Here is a 25,822-nt window from a genome sequence, read left to right as displayed (position 1 = left end):
GTGTCCAGTCCCGCGCCGTCCGGCAACCGCAACGAGCGCCGCCGTGCCGCCACCCGGCGGGCGCTCGTCCGCGCTGCCAGGCAGATCCTGGCCGAGGGCGGTGAGGCCGCGGCGAGCATCCAGCTCATCGCGGAGCGGGCCGACGTGGGCTTCGGCTCCTTCTACAACCACTTCGCGTCGAAGGTCGAGCTGTTCGACGTCGCCGTGGCCGAGGCGCTGGAGGAGTTCGGCCGCGCCTTCGACGAGGGGCTGAGCGGGGTGGAGGACCCGGCCGAGCTGATGTCGGGCGGCTTCCGGCTGGCGGCCCGCATGGCGGACACGCACCCGCAGGTGATGCAGGTGCTGCGCCGCCGTGCCACCGGGCTCCTGCACGCCGACACCGGCCTCGGCCCGCGCGCCCGGCGCGACCTGGAGCACGGCATCGCGGAGGGCCGCTTCGCGCGCGTCGACCCGGTGATCGCCCTGGCCGCGCTGGGAGGGGCGATGCTGGCCCTGGTCGAATTGCGGTTCACCCGGCCCGAGCTGGACGGCGACGCGGCGGCGACCGACATGGCCGAGATGGTGCTCCGGATGCTGGGCCTGCCGCACGAGGAGGCCGTCGAGGTCGCCGGACGCCCGCTCCCCGACGTCGTGGTGGGGCCCGGCTGACGGGCGCCCGCCCCGATTGGTCCAAACCAGTGAATCCCGAGGGCGTTCCGGTGCTCCGGCGCGGTCGTGGTCGATGATCCACCGGTGGAAGCCGGGCCCCGCACCACTGCGGGGTCGGTCGTGACGTGGTGAGGGGCGTGCCGGTGCGGAAGTTCGCGGCGGGGATGTCGGTGGCTGTTCTGGCCGTGTGCGTCGCGGTGGCGCCCGCGCCCGCGAGTCCGGCCGCGGCGGGCAGAGAGGTCTCCCGGCACGAGTGCCGGACCCCGTCCGTCGACCGGTTCCAGCAGTGGCTGGCCAGCGGGGAGGGCACGACCGTGCCCGCGACGGGCAGCCTGCTCACCCCGGTCCGCGGCGGCCACGGGGTCGACTACGCGGCCAGGGTGTCGTTCCTCGACGCCGAGTGGCACGTCGTCGTCCTCTGGCTCGCCAACCGGTTCGAGGCCCAGGTCGACCTGTCCGGGTCGGCGGGCTTCTGGCTGACCTACAGCGCGACCGACGACGTGCACGTGCAGCTGCGCCCGGCGTCGCACTGGAGCGGCGGCGACAAGTGGCTCACGCTCGTGCCCGCCACGGGCGGGCGGACGGTGACGCGGTTCTTCAGCTTCGCGCCGGAGGCGTGGACCACGCTGCCGGAACTCGGGGCGCCCGCGTACCCGTTCGACGCGGCGCTGGAGGAGGCGCGCGGGCTCGTCTTCGTCGGCAAGACGCCCAACGAGCTGGAGTTCCGCGGCCTGGAGGTGCACGGCTACCGGCCGCCGTGCCTCTGACCGGCCCTCAGCGGCGGCCGACGGTGCTCTGCCTGGCGATGAGGCGGTGGCCCGCGCGGACCTCGACGCCCGGCAGCGCCTCGGTGCTGCCGATGCGCTGGAGCAGGCGGGAGACGGCGGTCGCGGCGATGGTGAGCTTGTCGGGCGAGACGGTGCTGATGGTGGGGTTGGAGTACCGGCCCTCCTCGATGTCGTCGTAGCCGATCAGCGCGATGTCCTCCGGCACGCGGACACCGCGCTCCAGGGCCGCGTGCAGTGCGCCCAGCGCGACGAGGTCGCTGTAGCAGAACGCGGCGTCCGGCGGGTCGTCCCGGTCGAGCAGCCGGTGCATGGCGTCGGCGCCGTCGACGCGGTTGAAGCGCGGGGTGCGGATGATCAGCGACTCGTCCACCGGCAGGCCCGCCTCCTCGTGCGCCCGGCGGAAGCCGAGGGTGCGCAGCTGGGCCGCCTCGCCGGTCGGGTAGGGCTGGTCGCCGATGGCGGCGATCCGGCGCCTGCCCAGGTCGATCAGGTGGCGGGTGGCCTCGTGCGAGGCCACCACGTCGTCGATGCCGACGTGGTCGAAGACGCCGTCGGAGACGCGTTCGCCCAGGATCACCAGCGGCAGCGCGGGGTCGTGGTCGGACAGGTCCTCCTGCGCCAGGCCGAGCGGGCTGAGGATCATCCCGTCGAACGGGAAGCCGCGCGCGCCCCGGCGGATCAGGTCGCGCTCGTGGGTCGCGTCGCCGTCGGTCTGGTCGATCAGGACATTGTACCCGCGCTCCCGCGCCCTCGGGATGATGCCCTGGAGCAGTTCGGCGAAGTAGGGCGTGTCGAGGTAGGGCACGACCACCGCGATCTGCCCCGACCGGCCGTTGGCGAGGTTGCGGGCCAGGACGTTGGGCCGGTAGTCGAGTTCGACGATCGCCCGCTCGACCTTCCGCCGGGTGCGGTCGGTGACCGGCGCGTAGCCGTTGACCACGTTCGACACCGTCCGCGCCGACACACCGGCGAGCAGTGCGACGTCGCGCAGGGTGGCATCGCGCATGGCCTCCTCCGTTCGGACGAGTGCGAGTGGGCCGATCCGCACCACAGCGCTGCAAGGAGTGTGCACGGGGCCCCTGGCGGCGACAACCCGCCTCACCACGGCTGAACCCATCCAGGCCCGCGAGTCACCCGGATTGCGTTCCGGTGAGGTCTTGCAGCGCAGCAAAATGCGCGCCATAGTCCATTGCAGCGCAGCAAAGCCGGTGTCGCTCCGGCGGTGGCAGTCGGGAGGTCCGGCTCCCGCCGGACGCGGCGCAAGACCCCCCCGCGGTGCGGATCCGCGCCGCCCACCCTCCCGTTCCCCACCCGTCCGGTGGGGTGGTCGCCGTGCGCTCCGACGGCGGGCCGCGACAGAAAGGTGCTGTCCATGCTCGGTATCGGCAGGGTGGGAAGGACCGCGTCGACACTGGCCGTCGGTCTCCTGCTGGCCGTCGCGGCCTGCGGCGGCGAGTCGGGCGCGGGCGGCGGGCCGGTGCGCGTGTCGGTCTGGGCGTGGTACCCGGAGTTCAAGGGCGTGGTCGACGCCTTCAACGCCTCGCACACCGACGTCCAGGTCGACTGGACGAACGTCGGCACGGGGCCGGACCAGTACGCGAAGCTGAAGACCGCGTTCACCGCGGGCACCGGGGCTCCGGACGTGGCGATGGTGGAGTTCCAGGAGATCCCGACGTTCGTCATCCTCGACGCCCTCGTGGACATGGGGGAGTTCGGCGCGGGCGACGACCGCGACCTCTACGCCGAGTGGGCGTGGAGCCAGGCCACCGACGGCGACAAGGTGTACGCGATCCCGGTGGACGGCGGGCCGATGGCGCTGATGTACCGCAGGGACCTGTTCGAGCGGCACCAGATCCCGGTGCCCACCACGTGGGCCGGGTACGCCGAGGCCGCGGCGAGGATCAAGGCGGTGGACCCCACCGCCTTCGTCGCGAGCTTCGGCAGCGACGGCGGCTGGATCAACGGGCTCATGTGGCAGGCGGGGTGCAGGCCCTACGGGTACTCCGCGGCCACCGCCAGGGACCAGGTCAAGATCAACCTGACCAGCCGGGAGTGCCGGAAGGTGTTCGAGTTCCACGGCGACCTGGTCGACAGGGGGCTGATGGCCAAGGACCCGTTCTTCACCGCCGACGCCACCGCGGCGCTGGACTCCGGCAAGTACTGGACGTGGGCCGCCGCGGGCTGGACCCCCGGCTACGTCGCCGGGTCGCTCAAGAACACCGCGGGCAAGTGGGCGGTCGCGCCGATGCCGCAGTGGACCGAGGGCGCGGACGACCAGGGCGACTGGGGCGGCTCGACGTTCGCGGTGACCAAGCAGGCCAGGAACAAGAAGGCCGCGACCACCGTCGCCAGGGAGCTGTTCGGCTCCTCCGAGGCGGCCTGGGACGTCGGCCTGAACAAGGCGTTCCTCTACCCGCTGGTCAAGGAGGTCGCCGCCGACCCGGCGTTCACCGGCAAGGCCTACGAGTTCTTCGCCGGGCAGAAGGTGAACGAGATCTTCGTGCCGGTGTCCGGGAAGCTCGGCGAGTTCCAGTACACCCCGTTCCAGGACTTCGTGTTCAGCGAGCTGAACGACCGCAGCGCCGAGGCGATGTCGGGCAGCAGGCCGTGGCGCACCGTGCTGGAGGAGACGCAGAAGAACGTCGTCGCGTACGCCCGGCAGCAGGGCTTCACCGTCACCGAGTAGCCGCCCGCCCCGTCCTGGAGGTCCCCGTGACCAGTGCCCCGCCGACCGCGGCGCCGGACGCCGACCGGTCACCGCCGCGCCGTCGGGTCGACCGCGGCCCCCGCCGGTCCTCCCGCCGCACGACCGCGCACCCGGTCGCCGGGATGCTGTTCGTCCTGCCGTTCTTCCTCGTGGTCGTCGCGTTCCTGGTCGTGCCGCTGGGTTTCGCGCTGTACCTCAGCCTGTTCACCAAGAGCCTCGTGCTCGGGTCGCGGTTCAGCGGGCTGGACGGCTACGTCAAGGCGTTCACCGACCCGCTGCTGCTGGACGGCTTCCTGCGGGTGCTGCTGTTCGGCGCCGTGCAGATCCCCGTCATGCTGGGCATCGCGCTGGCGGGCGCGCTCGCGCTCGACGCCGTCACCACCCGGTTCGCGGTGCTCTACCGGCTGATCGCCTTCATGCCCTACGCCGTGCCCGCCGTCGTCGGCGCGCTCATGTGGGGTTTCCTCTACAGCAGGACCTTCGGGCCGTTCACCGGCCTGACCACCGCCCTCGGCCTCGGTGAGGTCGACTTCTTCGGCGGGCCGCTCCTGCTGCTGTCGCTGGGCAACGTCGTCACGTGGGCGTGGACCGGCTACAACACGATCGTCCTCTACTCGGCGTTGCAGGGGGTTCCGCGCGAGGTGTACGAGGCAGCGGTCGTCGACGGCGCCTCACCCGTGCAGGTCGCCCTGCGCGTCAAGGTCCCGGCCATCGGGCGGGCCATCTCGCTGGCCGCGGTCTTCACCGTCATCGGCACCCTCCAGTTCTTCACCGAGCCGCAGGTCATGGCCCGCTTCGCCCCGACGATCTCCGCCGGGTACACGCCCAACCTCTACGCCTACAACCAGGCGTTCGCCTACTCGAACTTCAACTACTCCGCCACGATCTCCTTCACCCTCGGCTTCGTCGTGTTCGTCGTCGCCTACGTCTTCGTGTTCGTCAGCCGCAGGCGGGGGGCGGGCTCGTGAGCACGTCCGCCGAGCGCCGCGCCGCCGCGAGGTCCCGCCGGTTCGGCGAGCCGAGCCCGCGCGTGCCGCACGTCCTGATGGCCGCCGGGGTGCTGTACTTCCTCGTCCCGCTGCTGTGGGTCGTGATCGCCGCGACCAAGAGCCAGCCCGACCTGCTGTCCACCCCGGCGCTGTGGTTCGGCCGGGAGTTCAACCTGGTGGACAACGTGGTCCAGCTCTTCCGGGAGGACGGCGGCGTGTACGGCCGCTGGCTGCTCAACACCGCCCTGTACTCCGGGGTGAGCGCGGTCGGCGCGACGGCACTCGCCGCCGCCGCCGGTTACGGCCTGGCCCGCTTCTCCTTCTGGGGCAAGCGGTTCTTCGAGACCGCGCTGCTCGGCATGATCATGGTGCCCGCCACCGCGCTGGTGCTGCCGACGTACCTGATCCTGTCGCGGCTGGAGATCGTCAACACCGTGTGGGCGATCATCCTGCCGTCGCTGCTCAGCCCGTTCGGCACCTACCTCGTCCGGGTCTACGTGGCCGAGAGCGTGCCGGTCGAGCTGATCGACGCCGCCCGCGTCGACCGGGCGGGGGAGCTGCGGATCTTCTGGCGGATCGTGGTGCCGATGATCCGCCCGGCGATCGTCACCGTCTTCCTGTTCACGCTCGTGGCGACGTGGAACAACTACTTCCTGCCGCTGGTGATGCTCAGCGACACCGACCTCTACCCGCTGACCGTCGGTCTGACGACGTGGTTCAACACCGCCCAGCAGGAGGCGGGCACCAGGGTGCTGTTCACCCTCGTCGTCACCGGGGCGCTGTTCGCGATCGTCCCGCTGATCACCGCCTTCGTCCTGCTCCAGCGCTTCTGGCGCGGTGGCGTGGGCGCGGGCGCCCTGAAGTAGTCCGTCCCCCTCGTCGAACCGCTACCACCTCGGGAGAACCGTGCTCACCGCGTCACTCGTCCTCGACCCCGACCACGTGGTCGCCCCCGTGCGGCGCCGGACCTTCGGGTCGTTCGTCGAGCACATGGGCCGCTGCGTCTACACCGGCATCTACGAACCCGGCCACCCGACGGCCGACGAGGACGGCTTCCGGGGTGACGTGCTGGCGCTGACCCGTGAACTCGGCGTCACGCTGGTCCGCTACCCCGGCGGCAACTTCGTGTCCGGCTACCGGTGGGAGGACGGGATCGGCCCGGTCGCGGACCGCCCCGTGCGCCGCGACCTGGCGTGGCACAGCATCGAGACCAACGAGGTCGGCGTCGACGAGTTCGTGAGGTGGGCGCGCAAGGCGGGCGTCGAGGTCATGTACGCGGTGAACCTCGGCACCAGGGGCATCACCGAGGCGCTCGACGTCCACGAGTACGTGAACCACGAGGGCGGCACGCGCCTGTCGGACCTGCGCCGCGCCAACGGCTCGCCCGAACCCCACGGCGTGGCGGTGTGGTGCCTGGGCAACGAGCTGGACGGGCCGTGGCAGACCGGCCACAAGACGGCGCACGAGTACGGCAGGCTGGCCGCCGAGACGGCCAGGGCGCTGCGCCAGGCCGAACCGGGGCTCGAACTCGTCGCCTGCGGGAGTTCCAGCTCGGCCATGCCCACGTTCGGCGAGTGGGAGACCACCGTCCTGGAGCTGGCCTACGACCAGGTCGACCACATCTCCTGCCACGCCTACTACGAGGTGCTCGACGGCGACGTCGACAGCTTCCTCGCCTCGGCCGTGGACATGGACCGCTTCGTCGAGCGGGTCGTCGCCATCGCGGACGCCGTCGGCGCGCGGCTCGGGAGCGACAAGCGGATCGGGGTGTCGTTCGACGAGTGGAACGTCTGGTACCAGAAGCGCTTCCAGGCCAACCCGCCCGTGGAGTGGGAGGTCGCGCCGCGGATCATCGAGGACCGGTACGACGTCGCCGACGCCGTGGTGGTGGGCAGCCTGCTGATCTCGCTGCTGCGCCACAGCGACCGGGTCACCGCCGCCTGCCAGGCGCAGCTGGTCAACGTCATCGCGCCGATCCGCACCGAACCGGGCGGCCCGGCGTGGCGGCAGACGACGTTCCACCCGTTCGCGCTGACCTCGCGGCTGGCCGGGGGACGGGTGCTGCGGGCGGAGACGACCTCGCCGACCTACCCGACCGCCCGCTACGGCGACGTCCCGGTGGTCGACGCCGTGGCGACCCACGACCCCGACACCGGCGCCGTGGTGGTGTTCGCGGTGAACCGGCACCGCACCGAGCCGGTGGAGCTGCGGGTCTCGCTCGCCTTCGGCGCCGTCGAGGTGGCCGAGGCGTGGACGCTCTCCGACCCCGACACGGCCGCGGCCAACACCGAGCAGGAGCCCGACCGGGTCGTACCCCGCTCCCAGCCCACCGACCTCGCTGACGACACCCTGACCGTGGTGCTGCCACCGGTGTCCTGGAACGCCGTGCGGCTCGTCCGTCCTCCCCGGTGAGGTCGCCCGAGGGTCACGGGGAACTGGTGGGTGCGGGTGTCGTCGTCCGGAACGGTTGGTCGCAGTGCTCCCAGTCGCGGAAGTCCTGGAAGCGGCTCCAGGCGCGGCGGGCGGTCTGGATGTTCCAGTCGGGGTCGAGCGCCTGCTCCTGGGTGCCGCCCAGTTCGCCGAGCAGCTTGTCCGAGAGCTGGAAGACACCCCAGTTGCGGGTGCCGTTGGTGTTGGTCAGCACGTGCAGCGGGTCGAGGAACGACTGGCAGCGCGCGATGCCCACGGCGCGGTCGGGCTCCTCGGGGAAGACCTCGCGGACGCGCCGCTCCACCTGCTCGGGTGACCAGGTGGCCATGGACGTGTCCTGCTCGTAGAGCGCCCGCTTGGTCGGCTCGTCCACCACGCCACGGGGTTGCAGGCCCGCCAGCACCTGGAACGCCGTGACGCGGCGCAGGGTCGCGGGGCCGAAGTCGCCGTCCACGGAGATCGTGGCGCCCGCCTTCGACAGCAGCGACTGGACCTCCCGCGCGCACTCGTCGTGCTGGCCCATGCTGATCACGGGCGGGCACGCGGGCGACAGCAGCATGGGCCCGTCGAGGGTGGTCACCGATCCGGGGTCGGTGTTCGACTGGAACCACCACGTGACACCGCCCGCCACCAGGACGACCACCACCGCGCCGATGAGCGCCCACCTCCGGCGCGCGGTCGTCCGCCTCGACGTCCGCTCCTGCTCGGCGAGGTCGTCCGGGGACTCGTCGACCTGCTCGACGGCGGGTTCCGGCTGCCCCCGCCGGACGGTGTCGGCCAGCGCCCACAGCCGGTGCAGCTCGTGCAGTTCCGACCGGGTGGCGCCGCACTCCTCGGCGAACCGCTGGATCGTGCCGAAGTTCGACGGGATCTTCGTTCCCGCACAATAGCGGTGAAGGCTCGAACCGCTGATGCCGGTTCGCTTCGCCAAAGCCTCATAGCTCCTATCGGTGCGGTTCTTCAGCATTCGCAGGAATGCTGCGAACTGCTGCTCCTCCGTTGATCGCGCCACGGTCCACCTCTCGCCGGTCCGTACCGGACGCGGCCGTCCCACACGCGTCCCAGCAGGTCCGTTGCCCGTGCACCGCGAGACGTGTCGACGCGTCCCAGCATCCCAAGGTACCCGCAACCCCTTGCCCAGCCGCTCGTTCCTGGCCGAGTCTTCCGCTGTGTCCGTTCAGCCCCGTGGGCAGGGGCGGGGGAGATGAGATATCCCGGACCGTCAGGAATAAACCACGAACAGGAGACCGTCCATGAGGAAAGCAGTCGCCGCCACGACAATGGCCGCGTTCGCCGTGCTCGGAATTGTTTCGGCCCCTTCCGCGGGTGCCGCGCCGAAGCCCGACCACGGTTCCGCGGGCACGCGGCACGCCACCTGCGGCAGAGCCGGCCCGAACCTGGAGAACCGGGTCGAGGTCGACGCGCCCCTGAGCGGCGCGGCCAGGCAGCGCAGCGGCTCGTCCACTGGCTGCGACGCGCCGGGAGCCCTCCAGCCGACCGACGACGCCCGCTACCACTGCTACACCAACGCCGACGACGGGTTCACCTGGACCTACCTCCAGAACCTGCGGACCGGCGTGCGCGGCTGGGTGCGCGACGACCTGCTCGACGTCAACCCCGACGGCACGAGCGGCAGCATCGAGCCGTGCGGCTTCTGATCCGGGGGCGCTGAGACCAACCACATCTGGGGGTACGGCCCCGCCGGCACGCGCCGGCGGGGCCGTTGGTCCAGGCGTCGACCACCCGAACCACCCGAGGAGGACAGGGCGGTCAGTCGCGCTCGGCGGTGGTCCGCAGCAGGTGCCACAGCGCGGCCACGTCGTCGGACGTGGTGGGTTCGGCGCCGATCGACACGCGCACCGACCACCGCCCGTCGAGCTTGGCCGGGGTGATGAAGGCCGCGCCCGAGCTGTTGACCTCGTCGACCCACGCCAGGGTGTGCGCGTCGAGCGCGGCGCCGTCGAGGACGTCGCCGTCCGGCGCCACCCAGGCCCGCGGTTCGTGGCGCAGCACCACCGTTTGCAGGGCCACCGGCGCCAGCACGCGCCACCCCTCGGCGGCCTCGACCTGCTCGGCCAGCGCGCGGGCGTTGGCGAGGTCGCGGCGCAGGCGGGCCTGGATCGCCTCCACGCCGTCGAGGCGGAGCTGGAACCACAGCTTGAGCGCGCGGAACCGGCGGCCGAGCGGGATGCCCCAGTCCTTGAACTGCGTCACCTCGCCGTCCACGGCGGACCGCAGGTAGGACGGGCCGGTCGCCATCACCCGCACCAGGTGCTGGGGGTCGGCGACGTACATGAGCGAGCAGTCGAGCACCGCGCCCATCCACTTGTGCGGGTTCCACGTGAGGGAGTCGGCGCCGTCGAGCCCGGCCACCAGGCCGCGCATCTCGGGGAGCAGGAGCGCGGAACCCGCCATCGCGGCGTCGACGTGCACCCACATCCCGTGCTCGCGGGCGATCGGGACGATCTCGGCCAGCGGGTCCACGGCCGTGGTGCCCGTCGTGCCGACGTTCACGACCACGGCGACGGGCCGCCGACCGTCCGCCACGTCCGCCGCGACCGCCTCGGCCAGTGCCTCCGGGAGCATCGCCCGCGTCCACGGGTCGGTCGCGACCACCCTGAGGTTGTCGGCGCCGAACCCCGCGAGCGCGACGGCCTTCGGGATGGACGAGTGCGCGTACTCGGTGGTGTAGACGGTCATCGGGGCGGGCTCGGCCTGGAGGCCGCCGCGCGTCTCGGAGTAGTCGGTGGCCCGCTCGCGGGCGGCGAGCAGCGCCACCAGGCACGCGGTGGAGGCGGTGTCCTGGATGACGCCGCGCCAGGACTCCGGGAGGCCGGTCAGCTCGCGCAGCCACCCGACGACGACCTCCTCCACCTCCGTCAGCGACGGCGCGGACTGCCACGTGATGCCCAGCGCGCCGAGGCCCGCGGTGGCGAAGTCGCCGAGCACGGAGCTGAGCGTCGCGTTCGAGGGGAACCAGCCGAAGAAGCTCGGGTGCTGCACCTGCGTGATGCCCGGCACGACCACGCGGTCGAGGTCGCGCAGGACCGCGTCGAAGGACTCCGGTGCGACCGGGGCCGAGGTCGGCAGCATCCCCGCCACGTCACCCGGCTTCACCCGTGACTGCACCGGCAGGTCCGGGATCCGCTCCCGGTAGTCGGCGATCCAGTCCACCAGCGCGTGCGCGGCCGTGCGGAACTCCTCGGGCTTCATGCGTCGTCCGTTCCCTGCTCCACCGCGCCGGTCCGGGCGGATCAGCGCACGCCGATGCTACAAACGGCGGCTCCCGCGCCGTGCGGGGGCGAGCGTCAGTTCCGCGCCGCCGGGTAGTCGAGGCCCGTGGACAGCAGGTCGAAGGCCTGGCCGATCAGCTCCGAGTCCGGTGCCTGGCGGCCGGTGGCCCGCCACGCCGTGATCACGGTCTGCACCGAGCAGAGCACGACCGACGCGACCAGGTGCGGTCGGGGGTCGGCGGTCGGGTCGACGCCCATCCGGACGCCGACCAGCCGCGCGACCTCGTCGAGCCGGGCGGCGCCCCGCTCGGTGCACGCGGCCATCAGCGCCGGGCTGGTGGAGATCAGGTCCTGCGTGCGCTGGTAGCGGTCCTGGTCCGAGTCCGCCTCGTAGGCCCGCACGACCTCGACGGAGGCCCGGCGCAGCCCGGTCAGCACCGGCACGTCGGCCGGTTGCGCGGCGAAGCTGTCGAGCATCGCGGTGATCTGCTCGTCCGCGAGCGAGAGGGCCACGTCCTCCTTGGAGGTGAAGTACCGGAAGAAGGTCCGCGACGAGACCTCGACGGCCTCGGCGATCTGGTCGACGGTCGTCGCGTCGAAGCCGTTGGAGCGGAACAGCGCGTACGCCGCGTCCGTCAGCGCCTCGCGCGTCCGCTGCTTCTTCCGCTCGCGCAGGCCGGGCTTGTCCACGCCGCCAGGGTACGGGTTCGCGACACGGTGAGCCAAGAGTCGTGCTCTGACTTTTGTCAGTTGACGACACTTGCTGAGCTCTGCCAGCATCGACCCATGCCGAAACCACCCGCGCCGACGTCCCCCTACTGGAAGCTCCACCGCGGGCTCGCGCGCCTCAACGAGTTCCTGTTCCGCAAGACCCGTGGCCGGGTCGGGGGCACCTTCCTGGGCGCGCCCGTGCTGCTGCTGGACCACGTGGGCCGCAAGTCCGGGCAGGCCCGCACCAATCCGCTGATCTACCTCGACGACGCGCCGCGGCTGGTGGTCGTCGCGTCGAAGGGCGGCTCGGACGCGCACCCGGCGTGGTTCCACAACCTGATGGCGATGTCGACCACGGAGGTGGAGCTGCCCGGCGGCGACCGCCGCCGGGTCCGGCCGCGCGTCGCCGAGGGGGAGGAGCGGGCCGCGCTGTGGGAGCGGTTGGTGGCCGTCTACCGGCCCTACTCGACCTACGCGACCTACACCGAGCGGGAGATCCCGGTGGTCGTGCTGGAGCCCGTCTCGCCGTGACCCTCGGGGTAGGTCGAGGTAATACCTGCTCGATTCCCCTTGTGCTGGAATGACTTCCTCCGCGGCGCCCTGCGTATCGTGGTCGTCGAAGGACGTGCCGGGGACCGGGAGGGGCTGGCGTGGGGCAGATTTCCGAGCGCATCGAGAAGATCCTGCGCCGGCGGGCGGAACGGCTCCCCGAGGTCCGCGCGGAACTCGCGAGGTGGCGGTCGGTCGCCGCGGACGTCACGTGGCTGCTGGAGCGGGACACCACCGCGGACGACCGGCTCCCCGCCCTGTCGGCCGAGGTGGCGCGGACGGTGGACGTGCTGTCGGCCGCGGAGTCCCGGTTCGCCAGGGACCAGGTCTGCGTGGGCGTGAGCGGTCGCGCCAGGGTTGGCAAGAGCACGCTGCTCCAGACCGTGTCCGGGCTGACCGAACAGCAGATCCCCACCGGGCCGGACGTGCCGGTCACCGCCGTGCGGAGCCGCATCGTCTGCTCCCCGCGCCGCCGGGCGGTCCTGGGCACCCACACGGTCGACTCGTTCCTGGCCGAGGTGGTCGCGCCGTACCACCGGGAACTGGGCATCGCCGAGGTGCCCGCGACGCTGGCGCGGTTCCGCGGGTGGGACTACCCGCGGCCGTCCGCCGAGGCCGTGGACCAGCACAGCTCGGTCGGCCTGCACGAGCGCCTCCGCCGGATGCGGGACTCGCTGGACTCCTACGCCGACCTGCTCACCGGGCGGGACGTCGAGGTGGACGTCGAGCACCTGCGCCCCTACGTGGCCTACCCGACCAACGCCGAGGAGAACGCGGGCACCGCCGACCGCCGGTACCTCGCCGTGCGCGAGGCCAGGATCGAGTGCCCGTTCCCGAACGAGGAGGTCGACCGGCTGACCCTGGTCGACCTGCCGGGGCTGGGGGAGCTGGCCGCGGACGCGGAACAGCGGCACGTCGCCGACCTGAGGCACGGGATCGACGTGGTGCTGCTGGTCACGGCGGCCAGCGCGGACAGCACCTACTTCGGCGCCGCCGACCAGAGGACCCTCGCGCTGCTCGACGTCGCCCGCGGGGACGTCCGCGGCCCCAAGGACTTCGTGCGGATCGTGCTCAACACCGGCAAGGAGCCCGAGCGGGTGGCGGTGCTGCGCGACCGCATCCTCGCCGACGTCAACGCGGGCGTCGACGGGCGGTACTACGAGGTGCTGGAGGCCGACCTGAAGGATCGGCGCGACGTCGACGGGTCCGTGCTCCTGCCGCTGCTGTCGGACCTCGCGGGCACGCTCGGCCGCATGGACGACGACGTGCTCGCCGCGGCGCTCGACCGGGCCGCGTCCACCGCCGAGCAGGCGGCGAAGGTGCTGGCCGCGCTGGAGGGCGGCTCCCGCGACCTCGCGCACAGCGCCGACGAACTGCTGGCGCGGGGCGCGAAGGAACTGCGCGAACGGGTGTCCTTCGCGCTGCGGGGCCTGGTCTCCTCGCTGCACGCGCGGGCCCGCGACGGCGGCGACGACAGCGACGAGTACGTCGACGCGGTCACGGACGTCTTCGACGGCATCCGCGCCTGGATCGAGGACGGCTTCGGCCGCGGAGCCGAGGCGTGGCGGTCCGCGGCGCTGCTGGAGGTCGGCGCGGAGGGCAACGCCAGCCCGTTCACCGCCGAGGAGATGAGCCGCCTGCGGGTCGAGGTCAGCAAGCGGTTCGGCGGCCTCGACACCTACTTCGACGCGCTGCTGCGGCAGACGTGGCGGCACGTCGCCGACGCGTTCGCCGACGTGCTGGGGCCGCTCGTGGGCGAGGTGGAGGGCGAGGAAGCCCTGTGGTCGTTGAAGACCCGGTTCGACCAGGCGTCCTGCCCGACGCTCGGCGGCGCGGTCGCGGACCTGCTCGCCACCCGCCTGGAGTACCGGACGCACCTGCACCCCGGGGTGCGCGCCGCCCTGGACGGCTTCAACCTGGAGGGCGTCGACCCCGTCACCGGCGACCCGGTGACCCGCCTGGTCGTGGGGGTCGGCCGCGAGGACGTGGAGGTGCTGGAGGCGCGCCTGGCCGAACTCACCGAGCAGGCCGCCTACGAGACCATGCTCGCCCTCCAGCGCGAGTCCGTGGTGCCCGCGCTGGTGCTGCACGCGGCCGTCGAGCAGTTCGAGGACGAGCTGATCCGGTCCGGCCGGTCGAAGGTCGAGTTCGCCCGGTTCGCCCGCACCCACCGCGACCTGCTGTGGCCCGAGGAGTCCGACCGGATCGAGGGTGCCCGCTCCCGCGCGGCCCGCGTCGACCGGCTGGTGGAGTCGATCTCCGGCGCGGTCGCCGGTAGGAGGAACCCGTAACCGTGGAACCCACGCGAGTCCTGTTCGAGATCGGTCTGCTGGGTCCGTCGCGGGTGGGCAAGACCTCGCTGGTCAGCTCCCTCTTCCGCGACGGCCAGCGGCTGCTGAAGACGTCCGGTGTCACCATCAGGGCGAACGACCGGGCCACCGAGGTCAAGATGCGCCAGCAGGCGAGGGCGCTGGACAGCCTCGTGCAGTCCCGCCGCTTCACACCGGGGGCGCTGGCCGCCAACCACACGACGGTCTCGTTCGAGCTGCTGCTCGACCCCGGCTCCGCGGAGGACACCGCGGAGGAGACCGGCATCGCCCTGCGCCTGCTCGACTTCCCCGGCGGGTGGCTCGACCCGGCGAACCGCTCGACCGCGCACGAGCAGGCGTGGAGCGAGGTGGAGGGGTTCATCGTCCGGAGCTCGGTGCTGGTCGTCCCGGTCGACGCGACCGTCCTGATGGAGGCGGTCACCGCCCCGCAGCGGGGCGCGGTGCCGCTGGTGCTCGACACCTACGACGTCGGCCAGGTCGCGCGCAGGTGGGCGCGCAGCAGGGCCGAACGGCCGGACTCCCCGGCGCTGGTGCTGTTCGTGCCGGTCAAGTGCGAGTCGTACTTCGCCGACAACGGCGGGCGCCACGACCGCGCGGACGAGCTGTTCGACCGCTTCCGGTCGGTCTACGGCGACGTGCTCGACGCCATCGCGGGCGAGGCGGAGCACACCGAGATGCTCTACGTGCCGGTCGACACCCTCGGGTGCGTCGAGCGCATGTCGGGCAGGTGGGTGCCCGACGAGGACACCCACCTCCGCTTCGAGGGCCGCTTCCTGGTGCGCTCCAGGCCCGTCCTGTCGATCCACGGCGTGGAGGACGTGCTCATCGCGCTGTGCAAGACCCTGCTGGCTGCCCGCAAGACGGCCGAGGAGCAGCACGTGCTGGCCACCGCGGAGGACGCGCACGCCGCCCGCGGCCTGGCCGAGCGCGACCGGGGCCTGGTGGGCAACTTCTTCCGCCTGGTCGACGAGCTGGCGACCGACGCCTACGGCCAGGACCGGGTGCTCGACTTCGTGGACCGCAGGACGTCCGTGCTGCGCGGGCTCGGGCTGCGCAGGTTCGGCGAGTACACGAGCGAGGTGCGCGCGGCCGACCGGCTGGACGGCGCGCACCAGCGGGCGCTGGAGCGGCTGCGCCTGCTCGACGCGGTGGTGGACGACTTCTCCGGCCGCTCCTACTCCAGCCGGGTGCGCAGCCCGCTGGCGGCCAGGGCGCACTGATGCGCGTCCACGTCATGACCCGCGGCGGGGGCCTGCGCCAGGAGTACGCGTTCCTCGGGGAGGCGCCGGGGGAGTCGTGGTGGCGGCGGTACGAGGCGGTCACGAACCTCCAGCTCCCGTCGCTGCTGGTCGAGTCCGACCGTGCGGGGTGGCGGCTCTACCTGGCCCCCATCGCGATGACGATGGTCGGTCCGGGCGGCACCTCGATCGGGCTGGTGCTCGTGCTGGAGGGCGAGCACGGCGATCCCGACGCCGACGTGGACCGGGTGCCCGCGCTGGTGCACCGCTGGCTGGACCCCGACCGGGGGTCGGCCGAGGTCGGCAGGACGTTCTCCGCCGCGTTCCCGCAGGACTCCGGGACGATCACGCGGTGGCGGGCCGAGGCGGGCGACGAGACCCGGCGGCTGGTGGCCCGCGGGTTCCGCACCGCCGTGCGGACGCTGCCCGCACGGGTGCCGCCCGCGTCGCCGGGTGCCACGACGGCGGAGCGCTGGGCGGGCGCGGTGGACGGGGAGGCGAGCCGCGCCGCGTTCGCCCACCGGGTCGGCGAACTGCTGCGCGGCGCGCGGGGACGGGCGGTGGTGGCCAACTACTGCCTGGAACCGGACGTCCACGACGGTCTGGCGGGCTACCCGGTGCTGGGTGAGCCCGCCGCCGAACCGCTGGCGCTGCTGGTGCAGCGCTCCGACGACAGCCTCGGCGACGCGCCGGTCGTCCTCCCGGTGAGCCGGGGAAAAGCCCCGTCCCGGCTGCCGGAACCGGAGCCGACCGCCGTCGCGCCGGCGGGAGTCGGGACGAGGCTCGTGGTGTCGGCGCTGCTGGTGGGGGTGCTGCTGCTGATCGGCCTGCTGACGATCTGGTGACCCGCGAGCCGAGGGACCTGTTCACCTTCGCCCCCACGTGGACGCGGGCCAGGGTCGTCGACGGCGGGAGGACCGAGGTGTTCCGGCTCGACGCGGGCGGCGGGCCGCTGTCGTGGACGCTGCGGGGCCCGGCCCGCCACCGCTGGAACGGCGCGGTCGTGACGATCTCCGCCTTCCGCAAGGGACTCGTGGCCAAGCACGCCACGACCACCGAGATCCCGATCCTCGGCGGCCTGGTCGACTCCCTCGTGCGCAAGACCGCCGAGGAGGTCCTGGACGTCGTCACCTGGCACGGGCGGCTGTCGATCACCTTCGCCGGGCCGGGACCGACCGTCGTCCTGGACGAGACGAGGCTGGGCCCGCGGGTGCAGCGCTGGACCGTCCCGCTCGGCCGGGTGCCCAGCACGCTGCTCGTGTTCGACGGCGACGCGGACCCCGGCTGACGCGCTACTCCTCCAGTTCGCGCAGACCCCGCCGCCAGCGCTGCTCGCGCTCGTCGGGGGTCTGCTCCCACCAGGGGGTGCCGCGCTCGCCGAGCGCCGCCTTCGCCACCTGCACACGTGCTCGCGCCGACGCCGGATCGGCACCGGCGCGCAGCGCCCGGCCCACGTCCCGGCGCGCGGCCATCAGCGCCGAGCGCAGCACGGCGGCCACGTCGTCGGGGAGGTCCGGGTCGGTGGCCCGCCAGCGGCGACCGGAGACGACGATGTAGCGCCCGTCCTCGGTCGTGGGCGGAGGCGCCTTCCGCGCCGCCCCGCCCTTCTTCCCGTCCACGGCTCCAGTGTCGTGGCTCGACGGGACTTCCGCAGTGCTCAGCCGCTGTGCGTGCTGCCGCTGCGGTAGTCGGTGTAGGTGTACGGGTTGTCCAGCACCTCGCTGGTCGGGACGTCCGGGTTCATGCCCCTGGCCCACGCCTCCTCGCCGAGCCGCGAGCGCAGGTGCTCGACCGTGCTCTCGACCGTCGAGCGGACCGCCGCGAGGTCGATGCCGACCAGTTCACCGTCGGCCTTCACGATCCGGCCGCCCACCAGAACGGTGTGGACGTCGGCGCGCTGGGCCTGGAACGCGATGTGGCCGTGCGGGTTGAGCAGCGGGAACGAGACGGGGGAGCGGTCGTTCTTCAGGAGCACGAGGTCGGCGGCCTTGCCGACCTCGACGCTGCCCAGCCGCGACTCCCGGCCCAGCGCGCGGGCGCCGCCCAGGGTCGCCCACTCCACCACCTGCTGGGCGCGCAGCGACGAGTGCGTGACCGTGTCGCCCTTCGCGTGCGCCTCCAGGTGCTCGCGGGAGCGGTCGGCGCCGAGGGTGGCGCGCATGGCGGAGAACAGGTCGCCGCTCCACCACACCGAGGTGTCCATGGACAGCGACACGGGGATGCCGTGGGCGCGCAGGGCCCAGGTGGGCGGGTAGCCCTGGCCCGCGCTCTGCTCGCTCTCCGTGGACACCGAGACGGAACCGCCGGTGGCGGCGATGCGGTGGTAGGAGTCCGCCGACAGGGACGCGCCGTGGACGTAGACCGTCTCGGGCGTCATGAAGCCGTGGTCGTGCATGAGCCTGATGCCGTCGTCGCCGGTGGCGCCCCACACGCCCGCGTGGGTGGTGACCGGGACGCCGAGGTCGCGGGCGACCTCGAACGCGGGCCGCTCCGGGAACGCCGGGTCGCCGGTCACGTCGAAGGCGAGCTGGAAGCCGAGCAGGTCGTCACCGGTCGTGCGGCGGCTGACGAAGTCGCGGAACTCGGGCGTCGCGGTCCAGTTCGCCGGCGCGTCCTGGATGTTGCCGTAGGCGAGCACGAACCGGCCGGGCACGGCCCGGAGGGCGTCGACGGCGGCGTCGGCGTGCTGCGTGGTCCGGAGGCCGTGCGACCAGTCGACGGTGGTCGTGACGCCCGCGTCCAGCGCCTCGACCGCGCCGAGCAGGTTGCCCGCGTGGACGTCCTCCGGCCGGAACACCCGGCCCCACTCCAGGTAGTACCAGACGAAGTACTGGGTCAGCGTCCAGTCCGCGCCGTAGCCGCGCATCGCCGTCTGCCACAGGTGGCGGTGCGTGTCGATCATGCCGGGCATCACGACGCCGCCGCTCGCGTCGACCTCCACCGTGCCCTCGGGTACGGGGAGCGCGGGGCCGATGGCGGCGATGTCGCCGTCGACCACCAGCACGTCGTGGTCGGTCAGCACGTCGTGGCGCGCGTTCACGGTCACCACCGTGCCGCCCCGGAACACGACCGGCCTGTTCGACGTCTCGGCGGGTGGCTGCGGCATCGTCGTCGCTCCCTCACTGTCCGGACAACTGTCCGACCAACGGTCATCGGGTTCTGGCGGTCACTCTGAACCTCCGCTCGACCAGTGTCAATGAGCGCGGGCGACCGACCTGCCGCAGGCTGGGGAGTCGCCTTGTCCGCATCGCGGACAGCGCGGGCTACGCTGGGTCGGATCAGCAGGTGGGAGGAGGCGCGTGGTGCCACGTGAGGGAACGGGTCCGGACTTCATCGAGGCGCTCGCGCGCGGGCTGGAGGTCATCGCGGTCTTCCGGCCGGGCTGCCCGGCGATGACGCTCGCCGAGGTGGCGTCCGCGACGGGCCTCGCGCGCCCCACCGCGCGCCGGATCCTGCTGACGCTGGAGGAGCTGGGCTACGTCCGCACGGCGGACCGCGGCTACTCCCTGACGCCGAGGGTGCTGGAGCTGGGCGTGGCGTACGTGCGGTCCATGGGCCTGTGGGACGTGGCGAGGCCGCACCTGGAGAAGCTGGTGGAGCGCACGAACGAGTCGTGCTCGATCGCCCAGCTCGACGGCTCGGACATCGTCTACGTCGCCAGGGTCTCCGTGCCCAAGATCGTGTCGCTGTCGGTGCAGATCGGGACGCGGTTCCCGGCCCTGGCGACGTCGCTGGGGAAGGTCCAGCTCGCGGCGCTGCCGCCGGACGAGCTGGACCGGGTGCTCGCCGAGCCCTCGCGCTCGGGCCTGGTCTCGCGGTGGCAGCCGGACCGCGCCGAGCGCGACGCCGCGCTGCGCGAGGTGCGGGCCCGCGGCTGGGCGCTCACCGACGAGCAGCTCACGCTCGGGATCCGCTCGATCGCCGCGCCGGTCCGCGACGGGTCCGGCCGGGTCGTGGCGGGCGTGAACGTGAACTGCCACGCCGCCGAGACCTCCGTGGAGCGGCTGGTCGAGCACCACCTGCCGCTGCTGCTCCAGACCGCGGGCGACATCAGCGCCGACTTCGCCCGGCTGGAGACCGTCCCGCACGTGACCGCGTCCGCCTAGCGTTGTCCGCTCGTCGGACATGTGTCCGCTAGATCCTTGACTAGTTCCCGTGCCAGTCGCACAATCCGTCCTGCGGACGCGTGTCCGCAGGACGGCGGGATAACTGCATGGTTGACACCGGAGTGCCGGAGACGTCGGCGGGCCCGCTGGCGGGCGTCCTGGTGGCGGACTTCTCCCGGATCCTCGCCGGGCCCTACGCCACGATGCTGCTCGCCGACATGGGCGCCTCGGTCGTCAAGGTCGAGGGGCCCGGGGGCGACGACACCCGCACGTGGACGCCACCGGTCCACGACGGCGTGTCCACCTACTACCTGGGCGTCAACCGGGGGAAGCGGTCCATCGCGCTCGACCTGCGCGACGCGGCCGACGTCGAGGTCGCCCGCGAACTGGCCCGGCGGGCCGACGTCGTGGTGGAGAACCTCAAGCCCGGCGGCATGGCGAAGTACGGGCTCGACTTCGAGTCGGTGCGGGAGGCCAACCCCGGTGTCGTGTACGCGTCGATCAGCGGGTTCGGCTCCGGCGCGGGCCGGGACGTGCCGGGTTACGACCTGATGGTGCAGGCGATCTCCGGGCTGATGAGCCTCACCGGAGACCCCGACGGGCCGCCGTTCCGGGCCGGGATCTCGGTGTTCGACGTGATGGCTGGCAACCACGCCGCGATCGGCGTCCTCGCCGCGCTGCGGCACCGCGACGCCACCGGCGAGGGCCAGCACGTCGAGGTCAACCTGCTCTCGTCGGCGCTGACCGGGCTGGTCAACCACAGCTCCTCCTACGTCGCGGCGGGCGTCGTCCCGTTCCGCATGGGCAACGCGCACCCGAGCGTCTTCCCCTACGAGGCGCTGCCGACCGCGGACAACGACCTGATCGTCACCGCCGCCAACGACGCGCAGTTCCGCAAGCTGTGCGGTGTGCTCGGCATCCCCGAGGTCGCCGACGACCCCCGGTTCGTCCGCAACGCCGACCGCACGCGACGCCGGGACGAACTGCGACCGCTGCTCACCGAGCGGTTGCGGACCAGGGGCGCGCTGGAGTGGTTCGACCTGCTCGTCGCGGCGGGCGTGCCGTGCGGGCCGATCAACACCATCGACGGCGGGTTCGCGATGGCCGAGCGGTTCGAGCTGGACCCGGTCGTCGTCGTGGGCGAGGGCGACCGGGCCGTGCCGACCACCCGCCACCCCATCCGCTTCTCCGCGACCCCCGTCGGCTACCGCCTGCCGCCCCCGCTGCTCGACGAGCACGGCGGGGAACTGCGGGCCTGGCTGGAGAAGGGGCGGGACGCGTGACCTACCCGACGGCGCTCGGCGCCTCCACCCCCACGACCATCACGCTGCTCGGCCAGGACCTCGCCGAGGACGTGATGGGCAGCGTCGGCTTCGGTGAGCTGGCGTTCTGGCTGGCCACCCAGCGCAGGCCGACGCCGGGGCAGACGCGGGTCTTCGAGTCCGTGCTCGCCGCGCTGGCCGACCACGGGTTCACCCCCACCGCGATCGTGACCCGCCTGACCTACCTGTCCGCGCCCGACTCCGTCCAGGGCGCGCTCGCCGCGGGCCTGCTCGGCGGCGGCTCCCGGTTCCTCGGCGTCACCGAGGACTGCGGCCGGTTCCTGCACGACGTGCTGTCCGGTGTGGACGGTGAGCTGCCCGTCGACGACGACGGCTGGGACGAGCTGGCCCTGACCGCGGTGCGCGCGCGGCGGGAGCGGGGGGAGTTCGTCCCCGGTCTCGGGCACCACGTGCACAAGGACGGCGACCCGCGCACGCCCCGGCTGTTCGCCATCGCCGCCGAGGAGGGGCTGCACGGCCCGCACCTGGCGCTGTTCGCCGCCATCGGCCGCGTGCACCCGCGGGTGCTCGGCAAGACGCTGCCGCTCAACGGCGCGGGCACCTGCGGCGCGGCGCTGGCCGACCTCGGACTGCCGCTGGAACTGCTGCGCGCCTTCGCCCTGCTGGCCCGCACGGCCGGGCTGATCGGCCAGCTCGCCGAGGAGATCAGGCACCCCGTCGGCAACGACATCTTCCTCTCGGTGGACCTCAACAACGCTTCCGTCCCACCGGATCCCCAGTCACCCGAGTCGAGCACCGGAGGTCGGCATGGCTGAACTGGTCGCGGTCATCGCGTCCACGCACCACCCGTTCTACTACCGCGCCAGCACCGCCACGGGGGAGGACCGGCCCCCGTTCGCGGACGAGTGGGTGCGCAAGGTGGAGGCGTTCCGCGAGACCCTCACGAAGGCGCGGCCCGACGTGCTCGTGATGGTGGGATCGGACCACTTCCACCAGCTCTGGCTGGACAACATGCCGCAGTTCCTGGTCGGCAAGGCCCCGTTCTACGACGCGAACTGGGCCAACGAGGAACGCGAGTTCGGCCTGCCGAGGATGCTCCTCAAAGGACACGAGGACCTGTCGGCGTACGTGCTGCGCGAGGGCATGGACGCGGGGTTCGACCTGGCGTTCTCCAACGAGCTGCGGATCGACCACTCCATCACGTGCCCGATCATCACGCTGCGCCCCGAGGCCGACCTGCCGATCGTCCCCGTCTACACCAACATCTTCGCCCCTCCGCTGCCGCAGCCGAAGCGGTTCGTGCAGCTGGGCAGGACGATCCGCCAGCTCATCGAGTCGTGGCCGTCGCACCAGCGCGTCGCGGTGATCGGCACCGGGCACCTCTCCCTCGAACTGGGCGGGCCCCGGCAGTTCGGCCCGCACGGCCCCGACCCCGAGTTCGACCGCAAGGCCGTCGAGTGGATCGCGGGCGGCGACATCGAGGAGTGCCTGGCCGAGGTCAGCCTCGACAGCCTGCACCTGCCCGGCAACGCCACCCACGGGTTCATGGACTTCATGCTGATGATGGGCGTCGCGGGCGACGGCCGGAAGGCCGACTACGTCGACACGTTCGACCTGTTCCACACGATGGAGGCCTACTTCACCTGGTACCCGGACGGCGGTGCGCGATGAGCAAGTACCTGCTGAACAAGTTCCTCTACACCGTCGACCGCGACCAGGACCTCGTGGAGCGCTACCGCGAGGACCCCGCGGGCACGGTCGCGTGGTGGGAGGACGAGCACGCGAACCGCATCCTCAACTGCGTCGTCGACGAGCGGTCGACCTGGCTGTCGTTCGAGGAGGCGGAGCGCGAGGCGCTGCGCTCCCACGACTACCCCGCGCTGTTCGCGATGGGCGCCCACCCGTTCCTGACGCTCACGCTGTTCATCGCGATGTTCGAACGCGACCACGAGGGCCTGGGCTTCCAGCTGGAGTACGCGCGGCGGCTGGCGCACGAGGCCCTGCCCTACCCCGACATCAGCACGTGAGGATGCGCGCGGCCGAGATCCGCCTGCCCGGTCTGCCCCCGGTCGTGGTCGACCGGGCGACGCCCCGCGCCGGGCTGGGCGAGGTCGTGGTCCGGGTGCTGGCCGCGCCGATCACGCCGCTGGACGTCCTGTGCGCGGGCGGGAGGTCCTACCACGGTGTGCCGCGCACGCCCTACGTGCCGGGCGTCCAGGGCGTGGGCACGGCCGAGGGGCGGCTGGTGTGGTTCCCCACGGCGGCGGGCATGGCACCGGAGGACGGCAGCATGGCCGACGCGGTGGCCGTGCGCCGCGCCGACCTGGTCGACCTGCCCTCCGGGGCCGACCCGGTGCTGGTCGCCGCGGCCGGGCTGTCGGCCGTGGCCGCGCACATGGCGCTGACGTGGCGCGGCGGGCTGGTGGCGGGGGAGCAGGTCGTCGTGCTCGGCGCCGGTGGTGTCGTGGGGCAGGCGGCCGTGCGGCTGGCGCGCCTCGCCGGAGCGCGTCGGGTCGTCGCCGCCGCCCGGTCCGCGACCGCGCGGACCCGTGCCGCCGCCGCGGGCGCCGACGCCGTGGTGGCGCTGGACACCGACGACCACCCCGAGCTGGTGGGCCGCTTCCTCGCGGCCTGCGACGGCTCGGCCGACCTCGTGCTCGACCCGCTGTTCGGCGTTCCCGCCGCGGCCGCCGCCCACGTGCTGCGGCCCGGCGGCCGCATGGTCACGCTCGGGGCGAGCGCGGGGTCGACGTGCCCGCTGGACGCCTCGGTGCTCTACGGCCGGTCCCTGAGGCTGCTCGGGTACACCAACAAGGAGCTGACCGCCGCGCAGCGGGCTGAGGGCATCGGTGTCGTGGCGGGCGCGATCGTCCGCGGCGAGCTGTCCGTGACGCACGAGGCCGTGCCGCTGACCGAGGTCGCCGCGGCGTGGGAGCGGCAGGCCGAGGGCCGGGTCGGCGGCCGGATGGTGCTGGTCCCGTGACCGCGCGGGCGGCCGCCGCTTGACGGCCGAGGAAGAAAGTGGTTGATTACTTACTTGTGACCACTCGCACTTCCTGACTCATCGGTGATGCCGTGAACTGGGCATTCATCTGGGTTGGAAAGTAAGTGGTCAACCGCTTACTAAGCATGGGAGACACCGTGTCCGCTCCGCAGACCACCGACAGCGTTCGAACCACCGCCCAGCGGACGTTCCGGACCCACCTGGAGCACCTGGCCGCCGGGCGGACCGCCGAGTGGGCCGAGCTGTTCACCGAGGACGGGGTGCTGGAGTTCCCCTACGCCCCGAAGGGCTACCCGAGCCGGGTCGTGGGCCGGGAGGGCCTGGCCGGGCACCTGAGGGGTTTCTCGGAGAACTTCCGCGTCGACTTCACCGACCTGCGCTTCCACGAGACCGTCGACCCCTCGCTGGTCATCGCGGAGCTCAAGGGCACGGGGGTCGCGCTGGCGACCGGTCGGCCCTACGACCAGACCTACATCTGCGTGGTCGAGACCGAGGGTGGCAGGATCAGCCGCTACGTCGACTTCTGGAACCCGCTGGTGGTCGCCGAGGCGCTCGGCGAGGGCTGACGCGGCCCGCGCACGAGAGTTGGTCGAGCACATGGACAGCGGCACGCGACAGCGTTCCACCGCCGAGCAGCGCCGGGCCACGGTCCTGCGCACCGCGATCGAGGCGTTCGCGGAGCGCGGGTACTACGGGACCTCGACGATGGACGTGGCCAAGGCCGCGGGCATCTCGCAGGGCTACCTGTACCGGCTCTTCAAGGACAAGGAAGCGCTGTTCGCCGCGCTGGTCGACCACTGCTCGGACCTCCTGCGCGAGTCCGTGGCCGCCGCGGCGGCGTCCGCGCCGAGCACCGACCCGGAGGACGTGCTGCGGGCGCTGACCGCCTCCTACGACGAGGTCATCGCCGACCGGGCCCTGCTGATGATCCTGGTGCACGCCCAGTGCTGCGCGGCCGAACCGGTCATCGGCGAGGCCGTGCGCCGCTGCTACGCCAAGCAGGTCGAGCACGTCCGGGCGGTGTCCGGTGCCTCCGACGAGCAGATCCGCCGGTACTTCGCGGACGCCCTGCTCAGCAACGTCGTGGTGGCGATCGACGCCACCGCGGTCGACGCTCCCTGGGCGCGCACGCTGCGCACCTGACCGCGGCGCTCACAGGCCCAGGACGCCCGACGTGCGCGATCCGGGGCGGGGCGCGTGACGTCCTCACCTCCCACCAGGACCTCGCCGCGGGGCGGCCGGACAGCGGGTCGACCAGCGTGGTCCTGCCGGAGCCGTTCGGTCCGACCGGACCGACCAGCTCGCCCTCCCGGACGTCGAGGGTGGTGCCGCCGAGCGCCCTCGGCTCCACGATCCGCCTCCGGCGGCAGGCTACGGTTCTGGTGAGCGGAGCCAGAGGCGTCTGGAGGCGGCATGTCGATCGAGGACGAGTACGTCGAACCGGTACGGGTGGAGCAGGAGCACCGGGACGACGCCGTCGTCGTCCGGGTGGCCGGACAGGTGGACACCTCCACCGCCCCGGTCCTCGGCGACGGGCTGGCCGCGGCGTTCACCGCCGCCGCGCGAGGCGGGCTCCCGGTGGTGGTCGACCTGACCGCCGTCGACTTCCTCGCCTCGGTCGGGCTGTCGCTGCTGGTGCAGCACCACCAGATCGGCGAACGGCAGGGCACGCCGCTGCGCGTGGTCGCCCCGGCCCGCAACCCCCTGCGCGCGCTGCGGGCCACGATGCTCGACGAGGTGCTCCAGCTGTACGCGAGCGTGCCCGAGGCGTTGGCCGCCACGTCCTGAGCCGCCGTGCGCCGTCGG

The 25,822-nt window shown here is 72.7% G+C and carries 27 protein-coding genes; 21 read left to right on the top strand and 6 right to left on the bottom strand.

Annotation, left to right across the window (positions count from 1 at the left end):
- Nucleotides 1-648, top strand: coding sequence for a TetR/AcrR family transcriptional regulator (locus tag AC156L_RS10660; protein WP_330874344.1), 648 nt, complete (start codon nucleotides 1-3; stop codon nucleotides 646-648).
- A 137-nt stretch (nucleotides 649-785) separates the two neighbouring features.
- On the top strand, nucleotides 786-1,415 hold the full coding sequence (locus AC156L_RS10655) for a hypothetical protein (protein ID WP_330874343.1): 630 nt from the start codon (nucleotides 786-788) through the stop codon (nucleotides 1,413-1,415).
- 7 nt (nucleotides 1,416-1,422) lie between these two features.
- Here AC156L_RS10655 and AC156L_RS10650 read toward each other — a convergent pair whose 3' ends face one another.
- Nucleotides 1,423-2,442: a LacI family DNA-binding transcriptional regulator gene (locus AC156L_RS10650; protein WP_330874342.1), complete on the bottom strand. Its 1,020-nt coding sequence runs from the start codon at nucleotides 2,440-2,442 to the stop codon at nucleotides 1,423-1,425.
- 366 nt (nucleotides 2,443-2,808) lie between these two features.
- On the opposite strand from AC156L_RS10650, the gene AC156L_RS10645 reads away from it, so the two are divergent.
- The 4 genes from AC156L_RS10645 to arfA are packed head-to-tail and all read left to right on the top strand — an operon-like array spanning nucleotide 2,809 to nucleotide 7,544.
- Nucleotides 2,809-4,122: an ABC transporter substrate-binding protein gene (locus AC156L_RS10645; RefSeq protein WP_330874341.1), complete on the top strand. Its 1,314-nt coding sequence runs from the start codon at nucleotides 2,809-2,811 to the stop codon at nucleotides 4,120-4,122.
- Between the two features lie 26 nt (nucleotides 4,123-4,148).
- Nucleotides 4,149-5,111, top strand: a complete 963-nt coding sequence (locus tag AC156L_RS10640) for a carbohydrate ABC transporter permease (RefSeq protein WP_330874340.1) — start codon at nucleotides 4,149-4,151, stop codon at nucleotides 5,109-5,111.
- The gene (locus tag AC156L_RS10635) at nucleotides 5,108-5,998 is read left to right on the top strand and encodes a carbohydrate ABC transporter permease (protein ID WP_330874339.1); all 891 of its coding nucleotides are present in this window, start codon (nucleotides 5,108-5,110) and stop codon (nucleotides 5,996-5,998) included. Before AC156L_RS10640 ends, AC156L_RS10635 begins: the two co-directional genes overlap by 4 nt.
- Nucleotides 5,999-6,038: 40 nt before the next feature.
- The gene (gene arfA, locus AC156L_RS10630; protein WP_484406778.1) at nucleotides 6,039-7,544 is read left to right on the top strand and encodes an arabinosylfuranosidase ArfA; all 1,506 of its coding nucleotides are present in this window, start codon (nucleotides 6,039-6,041) and stop codon (nucleotides 7,542-7,544) included.
- Between the two features lie 13 nt (nucleotides 7,545-7,557).
- Here the strand turns inward: arfA and AC156L_RS10625 are convergent, their stop codons facing one another.
- The gene (locus AC156L_RS10625; RefSeq protein ID WP_330874338.1) at nucleotides 7,558-8,574 is read right to left on the bottom strand and encodes a helix-turn-helix domain-containing protein; all 1,017 of its coding nucleotides are present in this window, start codon (nucleotides 8,572-8,574) and stop codon (nucleotides 7,558-7,560) included.
- A gap of 241 nt (nucleotides 8,575-8,815) precedes the next feature.
- On the opposite strand from AC156L_RS10625, the gene AC156L_RS10620 reads away from it, so the two are divergent.
- Complete coding sequence (locus AC156L_RS10620; protein ID WP_330874337.1) at nucleotides 8,816-9,220, top strand: SH3 domain-containing protein; 405 nt, start codon at nucleotides 8,816-8,818, stop codon at nucleotides 9,218-9,220.
- A gap of 112 nt (nucleotides 9,221-9,332) precedes the next feature.
- Here the strand turns inward: AC156L_RS10620 and AC156L_RS10615 are convergent, their stop codons facing one another.
- Together AC156L_RS10615 and AC156L_RS10610 are read right to left on the bottom strand one after the other, a co-directional pair.
- Nucleotides 9,333-10,775 (bottom strand): pyridoxal phosphate-dependent decarboxylase family protein, encoded by a 1,443-nt coding sequence (locus AC156L_RS10615; RefSeq protein WP_330874336.1) that lies wholly within the window; start codon nucleotides 10,773-10,775, stop codon nucleotides 9,333-9,335.
- Between the two features lie 95 nt (nucleotides 10,776-10,870).
- Nucleotides 10,871-11,485 carry a TetR family transcriptional regulator gene (locus AC156L_RS10610; protein WP_330874335.1) on the bottom strand — a complete coding sequence of 205 codons (615 nt, stop codon included), beginning with the start codon at nucleotides 11,483-11,485 and terminating at the stop codon, nucleotides 10,871-10,873.
- A gap of 96 nt (nucleotides 11,486-11,581) precedes the next feature.
- Between AC156L_RS10610 and AC156L_RS10605 the strand changes: the two genes are divergently transcribed.
- The 5 genes from AC156L_RS10605 to AC156L_RS10585 all read left to right on the top strand — a co-directional run bounded on the left by AC156L_RS10605 (nucleotide 11,582) and on the right by AC156L_RS10585 (nucleotide 16,911).
- On the top strand, nucleotides 11,582-12,037 hold the full coding sequence (locus tag AC156L_RS10605) for a nitroreductase family deazaflavin-dependent oxidoreductase (protein WP_330874334.1): 456 nt from the start codon (nucleotides 11,582-11,584) through the stop codon (nucleotides 12,035-12,037).
- A gap of 119 nt (nucleotides 12,038-12,156) precedes the next feature.
- Nucleotides 12,157-14,346: a hypothetical protein gene (locus tag AC156L_RS10600; RefSeq protein ID WP_330874333.1), complete on the top strand. Its 2,190-nt coding sequence runs from the start codon at nucleotides 12,157-12,159 to the stop codon at nucleotides 14,344-14,346.
- A 2-nt stretch (nucleotides 14,347-14,348) separates the two neighbouring features.
- Entirely contained in the window at nucleotides 14,349-15,605 is a 1,257-nt protein-coding gene (locus AC156L_RS10595) for a hypothetical protein (RefSeq protein ID WP_330874332.1), read from the top strand.
- Nucleotides 15,605-16,468 carry a hypothetical protein gene (locus tag AC156L_RS10590; RefSeq protein WP_330874331.1) on the top strand — a complete coding sequence of 288 codons (864 nt, stop codon included), beginning with the start codon at nucleotides 15,605-15,607 and terminating at the stop codon, nucleotides 16,466-16,468. The genes AC156L_RS10595 and AC156L_RS10590 overlap by 1 nt, the downstream gene beginning before the upstream one ends.
- Nucleotides 16,465-16,911, top strand: a complete 447-nt coding sequence (locus tag AC156L_RS10585) for a hypothetical protein (protein WP_330874330.1) — start codon at nucleotides 16,465-16,467, stop codon at nucleotides 16,909-16,911. The genes AC156L_RS10590 and AC156L_RS10585 overlap by 4 nt, the downstream gene beginning before the upstream one ends.
- 4 nt (nucleotides 16,912-16,915) lie before the next feature.
- Here AC156L_RS10585 and AC156L_RS10580 read toward each other — a convergent pair whose 3' ends face one another.
- A complete protein-coding gene (locus AC156L_RS10580; protein ID WP_330874329.1) occupies nucleotides 16,916-17,242 on the bottom strand; it encodes a hypothetical protein in 327 nt (108 codons plus the stop codon).
- Between the two features lie 38 nt (nucleotides 17,243-17,280).
- On the bottom strand, nucleotides 17,281-18,729 hold the full coding sequence (locus AC156L_RS10575) for an amidohydrolase family protein (protein WP_330874328.1): 1,449 nt from the start codon (nucleotides 18,727-18,729) through the stop codon (nucleotides 17,281-17,283).
- Nucleotides 18,730-18,925: 196 nt separating this feature from the next.
- On the opposite strand from AC156L_RS10575, the gene AC156L_RS10570 reads away from it, so the two are divergent.
- From AC156L_RS10570 to AC156L_RS10530, 9 genes are all read left to right on the top strand, one after another.
- Nucleotides 18,926-19,729, top strand: coding sequence for an IclR family transcriptional regulator domain-containing protein (locus AC156L_RS10570; RefSeq protein WP_330874327.1), 804 nt, complete (start codon nucleotides 18,926-18,928; stop codon nucleotides 19,727-19,729).
- Nucleotides 19,730-19,836: 107 nt separating this feature from the next.
- A complete protein-coding gene (locus tag AC156L_RS10565) occupies nucleotides 19,837-21,012 on the top strand; it encodes a CaiB/BaiF CoA transferase family protein (protein ID WP_330874326.1) in 1,176 nt (391 codons plus the stop codon).
- Complete coding sequence (locus AC156L_RS10560) at nucleotides 21,009-21,827, top strand: citryl-CoA lyase (RefSeq protein ID WP_330874325.1); 819 nt, start codon at nucleotides 21,009-21,011, stop codon at nucleotides 21,825-21,827. The genes AC156L_RS10565 and AC156L_RS10560 overlap by 4 nt, the downstream gene beginning before the upstream one ends.
- Entirely contained in the window at nucleotides 21,820-22,683 is an 864-nt protein-coding gene (locus tag AC156L_RS10555) for a DODA-type extradiol aromatic ring-opening family dioxygenase (protein WP_330874324.1), read from the top strand. Before AC156L_RS10560 ends, AC156L_RS10555 begins: the two co-directional genes overlap by 8 nt.
- Entirely contained in the window at nucleotides 22,680-23,039 is a 360-nt protein-coding gene (locus AC156L_RS10550) for a hypothetical protein (protein ID WP_330874323.1), read from the top strand. The genes AC156L_RS10555 and AC156L_RS10550 overlap by 4 nt, the downstream gene beginning before the upstream one ends.
- 2 nt (nucleotides 23,040-23,041) lie before the next feature.
- Nucleotides 23,042-23,995 (top strand): zinc-binding dehydrogenase, encoded by a 954-nt coding sequence (locus AC156L_RS10545; RefSeq protein WP_330874409.1) that lies wholly within the window; start codon nucleotides 23,042-23,044, stop codon nucleotides 23,993-23,995.
- Nucleotides 23,996-24,153: 158 nt separating this feature from the next.
- Complete coding sequence (locus AC156L_RS10540; RefSeq protein WP_330874322.1) at nucleotides 24,154-24,582, top strand: nuclear transport factor 2 family protein; 429 nt, start codon at nucleotides 24,154-24,156, stop codon at nucleotides 24,580-24,582.
- Nucleotides 24,583-24,613: 31 nt separating this feature from the next.
- Nucleotides 24,614-25,159 carry a TetR/AcrR family transcriptional regulator gene (locus tag AC156L_RS10535; RefSeq protein WP_330874321.1) on the top strand — a complete coding sequence of 182 codons (546 nt, stop codon included), beginning with the start codon at nucleotides 24,614-24,616 and terminating at the stop codon, nucleotides 25,157-25,159.
- Between the two features lie 270 nt (nucleotides 25,160-25,429).
- Nucleotides 25,430-25,804, top strand: a complete 375-nt coding sequence (locus AC156L_RS10530; protein ID WP_330874320.1) for an STAS domain-containing protein — start codon at nucleotides 25,430-25,432, stop codon at nucleotides 25,802-25,804.
- Nucleotides 25,805-25,822 lie beyond the last annotated feature (18 nt).

The organism is Umezawaea sp., from assembly GCF_057122925.1.
The sequence above is the reverse complement of the archived record's forward strand: the minus strand, read 5'-3'. Positions and strand labels throughout refer to the sequence as shown.

Excerpts from the sequence above, each read along its gene's own strand:
- AC156L_RS10650 (WP_330874342.1), bottom strand. The coding sequence starts at position 2,442 with ATGCGCGATGCCACCCTGCGCGACGTCGCACTGCTCGCCGGTGTGTCG.
- AC156L_RS10645 (WP_330874341.1), top strand. The coding sequence starts at position 2,809 with ATGCTCGGTATCGGCAGGGTGGGAAGGACCGCGTCGACACTGGCCGTC.
- AC156L_RS10620 (WP_330874337.1), top strand. The coding sequence starts at position 8,816 with ATGAGGAAAGCAGTCGCCGCCACGACAATGGCCGCGTTCGCCGTGCTC.
- AC156L_RS10615 (WP_330874336.1), bottom strand. The coding sequence starts at position 10,775 with ATGAAGCCCGAGGAGTTCCGCACGGCCGCGCACGCGCTGGTGGACTGG.
- AC156L_RS10605 (WP_330874334.1), top strand. The coding sequence starts at position 11,582 with ATGCCGAAACCACCCGCGCCGACGTCCCCCTACTGGAAGCTCCACCGC.
- AC156L_RS10590 (WP_330874331.1), top strand. The coding sequence starts at position 15,605 with ATGCGCGTCCACGTCATGACCCGCGGCGGGGGCCTGCGCCAGGAGTAC.
- AC156L_RS10575 (WP_330874328.1), bottom strand. The coding sequence starts at position 18,729 with ATGCCGCAGCCACCCGCCGAGACGTCGAACAGGCCGGTCGTGTTCCGG.
- AC156L_RS10565 (WP_330874326.1), top strand. The coding sequence starts at position 19,837 with ATGGTTGACACCGGAGTGCCGGAGACGTCGGCGGGCCCGCTGGCGGGC.
- AC156L_RS10555 (WP_330874324.1), top strand. The coding sequence starts at position 21,820 with ATGGCTGAACTGGTCGCGGTCATCGCGTCCACGCACCACCCGTTCTAC.
- AC156L_RS10550 (WP_330874323.1), top strand. The coding sequence starts at position 22,680 with ATGAGCAAGTACCTGCTGAACAAGTTCCTCTACACCGTCGACCGCGAC.
- AC156L_RS10545 (WP_330874409.1), top strand. The coding sequence starts at position 23,042 with ATGCGCGCGGCCGAGATCCGCCTGCCCGGTCTGCCCCCGGTCGTGGTC.
- AC156L_RS10535 (WP_330874321.1), top strand. The coding sequence starts at position 24,614 with ATGGACAGCGGCACGCGACAGCGTTCCACCGCCGAGCAGCGCCGGGCC.
- AC156L_RS10530 (WP_330874320.1), top strand. The coding sequence starts at position 25,430 with ATGTCGATCGAGGACGAGTACGTCGAACCGGTACGGGTGGAGCAGGAG.